The sequence below is a fragment of the Rhodoblastus sp. genome, assembly GCF_052145335.1.
GTDB lineage: Bacteria > Pseudomonadota > Alphaproteobacteria > Rhizobiales > Beijerinckiaceae > Rhodoblastus.
In genome coordinates, this window is sequence record NZ_JBKQOU010000351.1 from 1 (window position 1) to 12,717 (window position 12,717).

12 protein-coding genes and 1 pseudogene are annotated in these 12,717 nt (G+C 62.8%); 5 read left to right on the top strand and 8 right to left on the bottom strand.

Annotation, left to right across the window (positions count from 1 at the left end):
• Window positions 1-94: 94 nt before the first annotated feature.
• The 7 genes from ACLP2E_RS21220 to hyfB all read right to left on the bottom strand — a co-directional run bounded on the left by ACLP2E_RS21220 (window position 95) and on the right by hyfB (window position 7,640).
• A complete protein-coding gene (locus ACLP2E_RS21220) occupies window positions 95-445 on the bottom strand; it encodes a hypothetical protein (RefSeq protein ID WP_442467042.1) in 351 nt (116 codons plus the stop codon).
• 68 nt (window positions 446-513) lie between these two features.
• Window positions 514-1,035, bottom strand: coding sequence for an NADH-quinone oxidoreductase subunit B family protein (locus ACLP2E_RS21225; RefSeq protein ID WP_442467043.1), 522 nt, complete (start codon window positions 1,033-1,035; stop codon window positions 514-516).
• Window positions 1,036-1,043: 8 nt separating this feature from the next.
• Entirely contained in the window at window positions 1,044-2,564 is a 1,521-nt protein-coding gene (locus ACLP2E_RS21230) for a hydrogenase large subunit (RefSeq protein WP_442461950.1), read from the bottom strand.
• A gap of 13 nt (window positions 2,565-2,577) precedes the next feature.
• Entirely contained in the window at window positions 2,578-4,026 is a 1,449-nt protein-coding gene (locus ACLP2E_RS21235; RefSeq protein ID WP_442467044.1) for a hydrogenase 4 subunit F, read from the bottom strand.
• Window positions 4,023-4,685 carry a hydrogenase-4 component E gene (locus ACLP2E_RS21240; protein ID WP_442461948.1) on the bottom strand — a complete coding sequence of 221 codons (663 nt, stop codon included), beginning with the start codon at window positions 4,683-4,685 and terminating at the stop codon, window positions 4,023-4,025. Before ACLP2E_RS21240 ends, ACLP2E_RS21235 begins: the two co-directional genes overlap by 4 nt.
• 1 nt (window position 4,686) lies before the next feature.
• Window positions 4,687-5,643 (bottom strand): respiratory chain complex I subunit 1 family protein, encoded by a 957-nt coding sequence (locus ACLP2E_RS21245; RefSeq protein WP_442461947.1) that lies wholly within the window; start codon window positions 5,641-5,643, stop codon window positions 4,687-4,689.
• Entirely contained in the window at window positions 5,634-7,640 is a 2,007-nt protein-coding gene (gene hyfB / locus ACLP2E_RS21250) for a hydrogenase 4 subunit B (RefSeq protein ID WP_442461946.1), read from the bottom strand. The genes ACLP2E_RS21245 and hyfB overlap by 10 nt, the downstream gene beginning before the upstream one ends.
• Before the next feature lie 299 nt (window positions 7,641-7,939).
• On the opposite strand from hyfB, the gene ACLP2E_RS21255 reads away from it, so the two are divergent.
• The 3 genes and pseudogenes from ACLP2E_RS21255 to ACLP2E_RS21265 all read left to right on the top strand — a co-directional run.
• On the top strand, window positions 7,940-8,314 hold the full coding sequence (locus ACLP2E_RS21255) for a hypothetical protein (protein WP_442467045.1): 375 nt from the start codon (window positions 7,940-7,942) through the stop codon (window positions 8,312-8,314).
• A gap of 152 nt (window positions 8,315-8,466) precedes the next feature.
• Entirely contained in the window at window positions 8,467-8,736 is a 270-nt protein-coding gene (locus ACLP2E_RS21260; RefSeq protein ID WP_442461945.1) for a helix-turn-helix domain-containing protein, read from the top strand.
• 71 nt (window positions 8,737-8,807) lie between these two features.
• Window positions 8,808-8,986: pseudogene (locus ACLP2E_RS21265) on the top strand (transposase); the annotation flags it as partial.
• A gap of 107 nt (window positions 8,987-9,093) precedes the next feature.
• Here ACLP2E_RS21265 and ACLP2E_RS21270 read toward each other — a convergent pair.
• Window positions 9,094-10,392 carry a DUF763 domain-containing protein gene (locus ACLP2E_RS21270; protein ID WP_442467046.1) on the bottom strand — a complete coding sequence of 433 codons (1,299 nt, stop codon included), beginning with the start codon at window positions 10,390-10,392 and terminating at the stop codon, window positions 9,094-9,096.
• A gap of 359 nt (window positions 10,393-10,751) precedes the next feature.
• Here ACLP2E_RS21270 and ACLP2E_RS21275 point away from each other — a divergent pair, with 359 nt between their 5' ends.
• Together ACLP2E_RS21275 and ACLP2E_RS21280 are read left to right on the top strand one after the other, a co-directional pair.
• Entirely contained in the window at window positions 10,752-11,855 is a 1,104-nt protein-coding gene (locus ACLP2E_RS21275; protein ID WP_442461956.1) for an efflux RND transporter periplasmic adaptor subunit, read from the top strand.
• Window positions 11,852-12,717: efflux RND transporter permease subunit (locus tag ACLP2E_RS21280; protein WP_442467047.1), on the top strand; the 866-nt coding region annotated here is incomplete at its 3' end. The genes ACLP2E_RS21275 and ACLP2E_RS21280, both read left to right, overlap by 4 nt.

Genomic DNA, 12,717 nt, shown 5'->3' on the forward strand with positions numbered 1-12,717 from the left:
GGGTGCGAGAGAATCGTCAGTTCCGACTCCGCCGACTCGCCGACATCGACGTCGAGCGCCCGGCGTTCGTTCTGGAGAACCTTCAGGCGCTCCTTCATTGAGGGCTCGTATTCGAGAGAGTGAGAGCGGTGTCCATCAGTTCGATGCCGAGATCGAGCGTCTGCCAAGGCGCCGCCAGCCGGTCAAAGCGATCGCATGGCCGGGCCCGCGCGACGAATTGAGCTTTGATCGCAGAAAGCCAGCGCCAGTCGCGTTCAGCGCCAACCAGACGCGCGGCATAGTAAAGGCTTTGGATCGTCAGCGCGACCGAGGACGGACGCATTTCGCCGCCGAGCTGGACGTTGAAGTCGCGAACTCGTTCGAGCGAAATGCGATCGGCCGGCGGCCTGAGCAGGTCATCGGGACGAGCGGCAAACAGGAACCCCAACCAGCGGCGATAGCCCATTCGGATGCAATGTCGGCTGCCCTCCGCCAGGTGCGCCCCAAGCCTCGCGGAATTGACAATTCTTAGGGTCACGGGCGCCGGCCCTTCGTCATCAAAGCCAGCAGGCCCTTGATCAGCATGTTTGGCGAAGGCGGGCAGCCGGGAATGTGCAGATCGACCGGAATCACGTCCGACACGCCGCCGGCACAGGCGTAACTTCCCGCATAAATGCCTCCATCGAGAGCGCAGGCGCCGACGGCGACGACCCAGTTCGGCGAAGGCGTCGCGTCATAGGTCCGCTTCAGCGCCTCGCGCATGCTTTCCGTCACCGGCCCAGTGACCAGCAGCAGGTCGGCGTGGCGGGGCGAGGCCACGAATTTCAGGCCGAATCTCTCCAGATCGTAGAACGGATTGTTCAACGCGTGGATTTCCAGCTCACAGGCATTGCAAGAGCCGGCGTCAACCTGGCGGATCGACAGGCTGCCGCCGAAAAAAACGTCTACGCCCTGCCTGAGCTGGCCCAGCAGTTCGAGCAATTCGGCATCGTCGGCCGAAGGGCGCGGTTCGGTCAACGGAGGTCGCAAAAAGCTTTGAAGCAGAATGTTGCGCATGAGCGAGCCTAGAGATCGTGTCCCGAATAGGAGCAATTAAAGGATTTATTGCACAGCGGGAAATCGGCGACGATATTGCCCTCGATGGCGGCTTCCAGAACCGGCCATTGGAACCAGGACGGATCGCGCAAGTGGCAGCGCTCAATGGTTCCATCGGGCGCCATTCGCACCCAGGCCAGAATGTCGCCGCGAAACCCCTCCACTAGCGCAAGACCTTCGCCCGCAGCCGCCTCCTGCATGTGCAAGTCGGCGTAAATTCTTTTCTCCAACGGCGCCGACAGGAGTATCTGCTCGATCATATCAAGACTTTGCTCGATTTCCCTGATGCGGATCCAGACGCGCGCATTGACGTCGCCCTCCTGCAGCACTGGCACGCCGAACACCAGCTGATCGTAGGGCGCGTAGGCTAGATCGCGGCGCACGTCGAACGAGCGTCCCGAGGCGCGGCCGATAAAGCCGCCACAAGCAAATTGCTGCGCCAGTTTCGGCCCGAGCACGCCCGATCCCACCGTTCGATCCTGCAATGAGGCGGTGTCGTCGTAGAGACTCACCAATTGCGGCAGAGCGAGGCGGATGGTCGCCACCAGACCGCGAATTAGCTGCGGCCCGTGTTCGCCGAAATCGGCCTCCAGTCCGCCGGGAACGATGGCGTCCATCATCAGCCGGTGGCCGAAACAGGTGTGACAGGCGCGCAGGACGCGTTCGCGCAGCACGCTGCAATGGGCGAGCATCAGCGCGAACGCGGCGTCGTTGCAGATGGCGCCAATGTCGCCGAGATGATTGGCGAGACGCTCCAGTTCCGCCATCAAGGCCCGGACCCAGACGGCGCGCGCTGGAACCTCGACGCCCAAAGCCGCCTCGACGGCGCGCGAAAAAGCGAGCGAATAGGCCACCGTGCTGTCACCCGAACAGCGCGCCGCCAGTTTGGCCGCGGGCTCGAGCGGAGCGCCCGCCATCAGCCCTTCGACCCCCTTGTGGACATAGCCGAGCCTCTCCTCGAGGCGCACGATGGTTTCGCCATTGGCGGTAAAGCGGAAATGTCCCGGCTCGATAATCCCCGCATGGACCGGGCCGACCGGAATCTGGTGCAAGCCTTCGCCGACGCTTTGCAGGAATTGATAGGCGGACGGCGCGGCGGCCGACGGAGTTTTGGCGCCAAGCGGCGAGTTTATCGGCCAGCTGCCATGGTCAAGCCACGGCCGGTTGTCGGCTGCGTCCACCGCCACAAGGCCGAACAGGTCGTTGATCGTCCGCTCCAACCGGATCGCCGGCGGATAATAGCGGCCGACCGAGGGGAATTTGCCCTCGTCACAGGCGAGGCTGGCCACAGTGACCGAATAAGGCTCAGCTGCAAGTACCGCCATATGAACCTGGTCGGCGTCTCCCCAAAGGCCGAGCAGCGAAATCTTGCCCCCGGCCAAAAGTTCGATCATGGCGCGCCAGCTTTCCGTATCGACCAGATGCCGTGGCCAAGGTCGGTGATTTCCAATTGGCGGAAAGGCGCCCAAAACTTCGGTCAAAGTCGGCATGAGTCCTCCCGAATCAACGCAGCATGATGGCGACGTGGTGGAACCAGGCGACCAGCGGCGGCGGCAGATAAATGCCGGCTACCAGCACCAGTCCGAGATGCGTCGCCAGCGGCAGCGAGGAGGCCTTGACCGGCGCCAGGCTCCCCGTCGGTTCGCCGAAAGCCAGGCCATGCAACCGCCACAGCAGCGCGCCGAAGGCGACCAGAAGTCCGAGCGTCAACGGCACGGCGAGCAGCGGGGCGTGGGTGACGGTCGAGCTGACGATCAGAAACTCGCTCATGAAAACGCCCGTGGGCGGCATTCCCGCAATCGCGATGACCCCGACGACGAGGCCCCAGCCCAGCAATGGGTGGGTGACCGTCAGACCGCGAATATCGGCGATCTTCTGCGTGCCTTTCGCCTGCGCGATCTGCCCGACGGCGAAAAAAATCGCCGATTTGGTCAGGCTGTGCATGGTCATGTGCAGCAGGCCGGCGAAATTGGCGAGCGTCCCGCCCATCCCGAAGGCAAAGGAGATGATGCCCATATGCTCGATTGAGGAATAGGCGAACATCCGTTTGATGTCGGTGCGCCGGTACAACATGAAGCCGGCGAACACCAGCGACAGCAGCCCCAGCGTCGCCATCAGCGGTCCCGGCGCTATGGCCCTGGGATTGGCCGCCATCAACAGCTTGAAGCGCAGCACCGCATAGAGAGCCACATTCAGCAGCAGGCCGGACAGGACCGCCGAAATCGGCGTCGGACCCTCGGCGTGGGCGTCGGGGAGCCAGGCGTGCAACGGCGCCAGCCCCACTTTGGTGCCGTAACCCAGCAGCAGGAACACGAAGGCGAGGTTCAACAGCGCCGGGTCGAATTGCGCGACATTCTCGATCAGCACGGTCCAGACCATGCCGTTCAGGCCTTCGCCGACGACGGGACGCGCCGCCATGTAGATAAGGATGGTGCCGAACAAAGCCAGGGCAATGCCGACGCTGCCGAGGATGAAATATTTCCACGCCGCTTCCAGCGCCCGATCTGTGCGATAGATGCCGACCATCAGCACCGTCGTCAGCGTCGCGACTTCGATGGCCACCCACATCAGGCCGATATTATTGGCGACGAGAGCGAGGTTCATGGCGCCGAGCAGCACCTGATACATGGTGTGGTAGAAGCGCAGATGCGTCGGGGTCAGTCGCCCGGTCTCCAGTTCATGCGCGATATAGCTGGCGCTGAAGACGCTGGTGGTGAAGGCGACGAAAGTGTTCAGCACCACGAAGACGATATTGAGGTCATCGACCAGCAGATAGCGCCCGGACACAGGCTTGGCGTAGAACAGCGACAGGGCCGCCAGAAAGGTCACGAATGAGGAGGCCACGTTGAGCCGCGCCGAAAGACGAAAGTCGGGCAGGGCCACCAGCGCGAGCGCCGTCAAAGCCGGCAGGAACAGGATCAGATGGACGTTTTGCAGTATGTACGCGCTCATCGGTTCCTGCCTCTCGACTCGTCGAGCGCATGGATGTCCACCGAGTCGAAACGCTCGCGAATGCGGAACAGGAATATGCCGACGACGATGAGCGCGATCAGGACCGAAAAGGCGACGCTGATCTCGACAACCAAAGGCATGCCCTTGGCGCCCGTCGCCGCCAGGATCAACCCGTTCTCCAGCGACATGAAGCCGACCACCTGACTGACGGCGTTGCTACGCGTGACCATCATCAACAGCCCGAGCAGGACCACCGACAGGGCGAAGGCGAGATCCTCCCGCGCAAGGGCGTCGGCGCCCTGGGTCACGCGCAGCATGACGACCATCGACAGCGACACCAGCGCGATGCCGGCCAGCATGGTCGGCACCGTGCTGACCACGGTCTCGACCTCGCGATGAATGCCGAGACGCGCGACGATCTTGTGCAAGGCCACCGGAATCACGATCGCCTTGAAGATCAGGGTAATGGCGGCGGTGATGTAAAGGTGCGGCGCATCCTGGATATGGGCCTGCCACGCCACGGAGGCGGCGAGCACCAGCGCCTGCGCTGCGAACATGTTCAACAGCGCGTAAAGGCGATCCTGATAGAGCAGCATGAAGCTGACCAGAACCAGCCCGCCGGCGAACATATGCGCGATGTCGAAATTGAGTCGGCCCATCCTACAATCCTCGCGACATGAAGCGCAGGAGCGTGGCGAGCAATCCCAGCATCAAAGCCACGCCGATGAAATCCGGCACACGGAAGATGCGCATCTTCGCTACCGTCGTTTCGAACAAAGCCAGCAAGAGTCCGGCCCCGGCGAGCTTCCCGACATAGGCGGCGGCGCCGATCACATGGGCCGAAAAACCCGCCGCGACGGGAGCGAGGCCCCAGGGCGCGAAAACGCAGGCGATCAGCGAGATGTAAAGCAGCAGCTTGAGCTGCGACGACAATTCGATCATCGCCAGATGCCGTCCCGAATATTCCAGCACCATGGCCTCATGGACCATGGTGAGCTCCAGATGGGTCGAAGGGTTGTCGACGGGAATGCGCGCGTTTTCCGCTATAGCCACGATCACCAGGGCGATCAGCGCCAGAGCCAGCGACACCCGCAGGCCGACGACGGGCGACAGCATGAATTCGGCGACCGTCGACAATTGAGTCGAGCCGGCGATCAGGGCCAGGGTGAACACGATCATGATCAGCGCCGGCTCGGCCAGGGTAGCGAACATCATCTCGCGGCTGGAGCCCAGGCCACCGAAACTGGTGCCGACGTCCATACCGGCCAGGGCGAGAAAAAATCGCGCGCTTCCCAGCAGCGCGGTGATGGCGATGAGATCCGCGGACCAGCTGAACAAAAGGCCCGTCGCAAAAGTGGGAACCAGAGCGGCGGCCACCCAGGTGGCGGCGAAAATGATATAGGGCGCGACGCGGAACAGCCATGACGCGCTCTCGGCGACCACCGCTTCCTTTCGCACCAGTTTTACAAGGTCGAGATAGGGCTGGAGCACGGGCGGGCCCCGACGCCGCAACAGCCTCGCCTTGGCCTTGCGGATGAAGCCGGTCAGCAGCGGCGCCAGCAGAAGCACCACAAGCATTTCCGAGATCTGGATGGAGAGATCGCCGATCAAGCCCATGACGCCAAAACCAGAAGAAGGAAGACCAGGGCCGCGAACACCAGGCTGAGATATTGCCGGATGGTGAGGAATTGCATGCCGTTGAACCACGTCGCCAGCCTGTTCACGACGCCGATGACCGGGGCGTAAAAGAACTCCCATGCGATGTCGATCAGTTCGACCTCGAAGCGGGCGGGACGGAGATCGCCGGGAGGCGGCATGTCGACGCGCTCGGGCGCCCGAAAGGCGAAATTGCCGTACACCCGCCTGATCGGCTGGGAAAAACTGTCGGGAGAATATTGCGTGAGCGGACTGGCGTCGGGAAATCCGCAGTCCCATGCCGGCGCGCGACGGATGACGTCGGACGCCACATGGTGAATCACATAGGCCGCCAGCAGCGCCGAACTGGTGATGAAGAAAAACACCAGAAGACCGTTGTAGGAACTCCGGCTCTCGGCGATCGGCGCGATCGAGAGCCACGGAATCGCCGATTGGAAGACCAGATTGGCGCCAGTCAAATCGCGCACGACCGGCGTCAGGGCGTCGATCACCTGCCCCGGAAAAATTCCCGCCAGCAGGCAAAGGCCGGCGAGCGCGCCCATCGCGGTCAGGGAGAAGCGGTCGACCTCGACAGCGTTTTCCGCGGCCGGCCCGCGCGGACGGCCCAGAAACGAGATACCGAAAACCCGGACAAAACAGGCGCCTGCCAGCGCCGCGGCCAGGGCAAGCATGGCCCCTACTGCGGGGACCAGCAGTTTCAGCGCCCAGCTCGGCAGCGCCGGACTGAGCAGGATCGCCTGGAAGACCAGCCATTCGGAGACGAAGCCGTTCAATGGCGGCAAAGCCGAAATCGCGGCGCAGCCGACGAGCATGAACAGGCCTGTAGCCGGCATAAGGTTCAACAGCCCGCCCAGCTTGCCCATGTCGCGCTCGCCGGTCGAAGTCAGGACCGCGCCGGCGCCGAAAAACAGCAGGCTTTTGAACAACGAGTGATTCAACACATGGAACAAGGCCGCCGTCATCGCGAGAGCCGAGGCGACGCGGAATCCATGGGCCAGGAATCCCAGCGACAGGCCGAGAGCGACAAAAATCACGCCGATATTCTCAATGGTGCTGTAGGCGAGGACGCGCTTCAGATCGGTCTGCACCAGCGCGAAAAGCACGCCGACCACCGCGGTCGCCGCGCCGACAATCAGAACCGGAATGCCCCACCACCATTCGATCGGTCCGAGCAGGTCGAACACTATCCGGATGAAGCCATAAACCGCCACCTTGGTCATGACGCCGCTCATCAAGGCCGAGACATGGCTTGGCGCGGCCGGGTGAGCCAGCGGCAGCCAGACATGGAAGGGGACGAGACCGGCTTTCGACCCCGCGCCGACAAGCACGAGACCCAGGACGGTCGCGGCGACCAGAGGCGCGGGCGCATGGGCGCGCATGTCGGCAAAGGCGTAGCCGCCGTCGGGCCCCGCGAGAAGACCTAAAGCCAGTAAAAGAACGAAAGTGCCGACGCTGGCCATGACAATGTAGACCAGGCCAGCGCGAAGATTTTCCTCTTCGCGGTGATGCGCCATCACCAGCGCCCAGGACGCCAGCGACATGAACTCCCAGGAGAGAAGAAAGGTGTAGGCATCGTCGGCGATCAGCACCAAGTTCATGCCGGCGAGGAAGGCCGGGAAGAAAGGCAGCACCCTCAAGGGCTCGTGCTCGTGCCGGCCATAGCCGAGCGCGTAAAGGCTGGCGGAAGCCGCGCCGAAATTGACGACCGCCAGAAAAAAGCTGGCAAGGGCGTCGATTCGGAAATGCGCGCCGAGCCAAGGCAGGCCCATCGGCAGGACGGCCGTCGAAGGCTCCGCCGCCGTCAGTAGACGCAGGAGAGCTGCACCGAAAAGGAAAAGCGAAACGGTGAGCGCGCCGGAATAGAGGAAAGCGGAGCCTGCGTGGCGGCGACCCAAGAGGGCCATGACGCCCAGGGCGAGCAATGCCGCATCGCCGAGGAGGAAACCGGCGGGCGGCATCAGCAGCGCCCTTGCCGCGCCGCCCTTTTGGCCAGTTTAGGGCGGGGCGGGACCTTGCAGGCCCTAAAGCTTCTGCCTTGTCCATCCATACTCATGCATAATCCATCAATCTTGATGTCAAATCACCAACAGGCTTAGCCTACGCTCTATATTTTCGTGGTCAATATGATAGGGTTAATTCCGTGAAACTTCCGTCGTGAACGGATCGTGATTGGCGCGGCCCAAGTCCGCTGCCCAGCGAAGGTCATCGAGGGCATCGATCCGAAATATTGCCCGACGAAGCTGTTAAAGGCGCATGAATGGAGGCGTCCGGATCGGCCATGAACCGAATAGTTTATCGCGGCTTTCCAGCGCCGACGCCACTGCCGGACGGCAGGAATTTCGGGATACGCGAAGCGATCTTGATCCAAGCCATTCTGTGTTTTGGATATTGCGGGCTGGTGATCAGGGTCCTCACGTCCAACTTGCCCGCGCCGGCTGCTACCAAATGGGGCTCGCAAACGGGGCTCGGCGTTGCTGCGGCGCTGATCATATTAGGATATGGCGACGGCATGTTTGCTGGCTTGGGCGACTGGGTTTTTGCTCAATCTTGGACCTTTCTTCGCGCCCCTATGTTCGCGACTTTGGCGTTCTCGTTCGCTTGTTACGCGGCGGCATTTCGATGGGCGGCATAGGCTGCCGGCAGGTTCATGCGCAGCTATCCGATTCATGTTTGGCGCCTGACATACAATCGGCCAACTTCGATGTGCAGTAGACCAACTTTGATGCTTTTTACAACGATCCACAGACTGTTGAATCTGGATGCACGTAATGGAGTCGTCGCACCGTGATCAGCGCCTTGCAACTACGAGCCGCTCGCGCTTTGCTTGGTATCGACCAACGCCAGTTGGCCGAACTGTCCGGAGTGTCACTTCCAACCATTCAGCGCATGGAAGCGAGCGAAGGTAATGTCAGGGGCATGATCGATACGCTCACCAAGGTGATCGACGCTCTTGACCGAGCTGGTGTCGAGATCCTCGGAGACAATGCCGAGAGCCGTGGCGGCGGGCGCGGCGTAAGGCTGAAGCAGGCGCGCGCCAGTTCGACCTCGCCCTAGGCTGGAAACCATCAGACATTGATAGTGTGAATGGAAAGCGATTCAAGTTTCCAAAGAGGGGCTCGAAGCATCTGGACGATCAGCCGTCGGCGGCGATCGAGCCGTTGCTGCCGAAAAATCGACCGGGCGCGCCACGTGACGACGATCGTCGCATCATCAGCGGCATTATTCACGTGCTGAAGCCGGGTTGCCGCGGGCAAGACACGCCAGCTTTTGGCCCGCCGACTACGACTACAATCGGTTTTGGCGTTAGAGCATCAAGTGGGGTAAGCCTTGCCAAGGGAGAGGCGTCCGCTCCACACATTGCGCCGGGGCGGGCGGCGACGACCGAACGGCTGCAAATTGCGTTTCGGAGCTTCAGCGTTGTTTGGGCGCTGTATGGGTTCTTTCGCGGGGCCCGGCAGCTGGCCTGACCAGGTCGCCGCCCGGCGCCGGCTCCCAGCCGAACACGCTGCGGCCCGCATATTCGTGCGACCGCCGCTTTTCCTCGTTCACAAATTCCGCCAGCGATGGTCCTGCTGCGACCTCCCGCTCGAGGCGCCTTGTCTGTTCGTCGAGCCGACGGAGCGCCTCGAGCCGGTCTTCATTGCCGAGCCTTGCGCGCGCAACCGCGCTCTTCAACACTTCGATCGTCTGGTCGTAGACCTTGAGCGGAACCGGAAACGGATGCCGGTCTTTTCCGCCATGAGCAAGCGAGAAGCGCGCGGGATCGGCGAAGCGGCAGGGGGCGCTGTGCACAACCTCCGCCACTAGGGCCAAGGATAAAACCGTGCGGGCGCCGACGCCGGGCGTCAGCAGCAATTCGCCAAAATCTTTCGGCCCGCGATCGGCCGCGGCGGCGAGCGCGCCATGCAGCCGGCGAAGGATCACGTCCTTGGGACGGGGGTCGTGATGCTCGGGCATGATGAGGTGGGGCAGCAAGGGCTGTGCGGGCTCGGGCTCCCTTATGCCCTCGACAGCCGCCATTTCGCGAACAATTCCGTCGGGTCCGAGATCGCGTAGAAGGTCGAGTTGGCGCGCACGCGAGGCCTGCGCCCGTCGGTCGGTGAGATTGACAATCGTGCCCTGGTTTTCGCCGTCGATCGCGCTATGAGGCGCCTCGACGAAGTTTTGCAGCCCTTCCGAAAGCCAATGGTAGCGCCGCGCCAATCGGGTTTCGCCATTCATGCCCTGCTGGACGACGACCCAATGGCCGTTGTCGGTCACAATGAAGCCGTGCAGATAAAGGTCGAACCCGTCCTGCACCGCGGCGCTGTCGACCTTGGCGACGAGCCGGCTGGCTTGCGCAAGCGCCGTCCCGTCGAATCCGACCCGCTCGCCGATGGCCGTCAACTCCTGCGGGGTCTGGCGGGAATGCCGGCCGCGTCCGCCGCAGACATAGATGCCGAGTTCGCCCGAGAGCGGGGCAAGTCCGCGCTTGAGCGCGCCGATCACGCTTGTGGTGACGCCCGAGGAATGCCAGTCCATTCCCATCACGGCGCCAAAGGACTGGAACCAGAAAGGATGGGCGAGACGGCGCAACAATTCGTCGCGGCCATAATGGTGCACGATCGCTTCGCCGATCACCGCGCCCAGCCGCGCCATGCGCTGGCCGAGCCATGCCGGAACCCGGCCGTTATGAAGAGGCAGATCAGCGCTGCCTGACCGTCGAGCCACGAAGCCTCCCGAAAGCGGATTGGAAGCCAAAATGCGCCCGCGCGGGTCAGCATGCAAGGCTGGCCGTCAGGAGAGCGGATTCGAAAAAAGGCACGGGGCGCGATAAGCCCGTCAGGCTCAACGGGGAACGCGCGGTAAACGGCGCCGAGGAACGTATTGTAAAACAAGAGCTCATTGTTGAATCTGAACCAGTGGTGGCGAGGGTCGAAAAAAAGGGGTCGCGCTCCATGACATCCGAGGCTGACCAGAAGCTTTTTTGGCATTGCTCATCGCGCCAGCGGTGGCCATAGTGTCGGGGTTAAGCTCGGACCTCTTTAGTCAGGGCCTTGTTGCGAATGTGGGGGAATGCCTTGTCTCCGATCGATTTCGAATCCCGAGCAGGACGTGTCCGGACCCCGATCTATTTCGCCATATTGGCGGCAGCCCTGGCCCTCGCCGGCTGCAAGCCGGAGAAAGCTGGCGAAGCGCCGCCGCCGCGTCCGGTCCGCACCGTGATCGCCGAAAAGAGCGAACTTGGTCAGTCGGTCATGCTCACAGGCCAGATTCTCGCTGAAAAGGAGGTCTCGCTCGCCTTTCGCATCGGCGGACGGATCATCGAACGGCGGGCGGACGTCGGTAACCACGTCACTCCCGATCAGGTGCTGGCCAAGCTCGATCCGCAGAACGAGCTTAACGCCCTGCGGTCTGCGCGCGCCGCCCTGTCCGCCGCGCAGGGGAGACTGATGCAGGACAGCAATAATTTCGAGCGCCAGCAAACGCTGCTGAACCGTGGCTTCACCACACGGGTCCAGTTCGACCAGGCCCAACAGGCCTTGCGCACGGCGCAGGCGAGTGTGGACGACGCCAAGGCGCAATTGCATATCGCCGAGGACCGGGTGAGCTACACCGAGCTGAAGGCCGATGTCGCGGGCACGATCACCGCGCGGCGCGCGGAATCGGGCGAAGTCGTCCAGGCCGGGCAGATGGTGTTCCAGGTGGCCCGCGATTCCGGCTGGGACGCTGTGTTCGACGTCCCGGCTCAGCTGATTCGCTCGGCCCCCGCCGACGCCGTTATTGTCGTCGCTCTGGCGGATGACCCTTCCGTCACGGCCAAGGGCCGCGTCCGCCAGGTCGATCCCCAGGCCGACCCCATTACCCGCACCTTCAAGGTGCGGGTCAGCGTCGATAATCCGCCGAGCGCCATGCGGCTCGGCGCCGTCGTCACGGGACGAATGGACATGGAATCCGCCCAGGGCATCGCCGTGCCCGCGAGCGCGCTGACGGCGGCCGACGGCGCTCCCGCCTTGTGGATCGTCGATCCCGCAACCATGACCGTCAAGCTTCAGCGAGTGGAAGTGCTGCGCTTCGATCCGGGAACGGTGGTGATTTCCAGCGGGCTCGAAGGCGGCGAACTGGTCGTCACCGCCGGCGTCCAGGCGCTTCACCCCGATCAAAAGGTCCGTCTGTTGGGGGCCCAGTCATGATTGGCCCCAATCTTTCCGATTGGGCGCTGAAACATCGTTCGTTCGTCGTCTTCGCGATGATCGCGATCGTCATCGCCGGCCTCTCCTCCTATTACCGCCTGGGACGCAGCGAAGACCCCGCATTCACCTTCCGCACGATGATCGTGCAGGCGTCCTGGCCCGGCGCGACGCTCGACGACACGCTCCAGCAGGTGACCGAACGGATCGAACGCAAGCTCCAGGAGACCAAGGGCCTCGACTTTTTGCGCAGCTACACGAGTCCGGGCGTCGCCACGATCTTCGTCACCCTGAAAGGGTCGACGTCGGCCAAACAGGTGCCCGACATCTGGTATCAGGTGCGCAAGAATATCGGCGACATCAGGCGAACGCTGCCCGCCGGCGTCGTCGGTCCCGGCTTCAACGACGATTTCGGCGATACTTACGGGCTGATCTACGGTTTTACCGCCGACGGCTTCACCCATCGCGAATTGCGCGATCATGTCGAGAACATCCGCTCCAAGCTCCTGCAAGTTAAAGACGTCTCGAAGATCGAAATTCTCGGGGCTCAGGACGAGCAGATTTTCGTCGAATTCTCGACCCGGACGCTCGCCGGCCTCGGCATCGACCGCGCGGCCCTGATCGCCGCGCTGCGGGCGCAGAATTCGGTGATTCCGGCGGGCTCGCTGCAGACTGGCGACGAAAAACTGTCGATCCGCGTGACCGGCGCCTTTCGCTCCGAAAACGACATTCTCGACGCCAATTTCCTGTCGAACGGACGCCTCGTCCGGCTGCGCGACATAGCTGATGTTCGCCGCGCCCTGGCCGACCCGCCGCAGCCGATGTTTCGCGTCAACGGCAAGCCGGCCATCGGCCTCGCCATCGC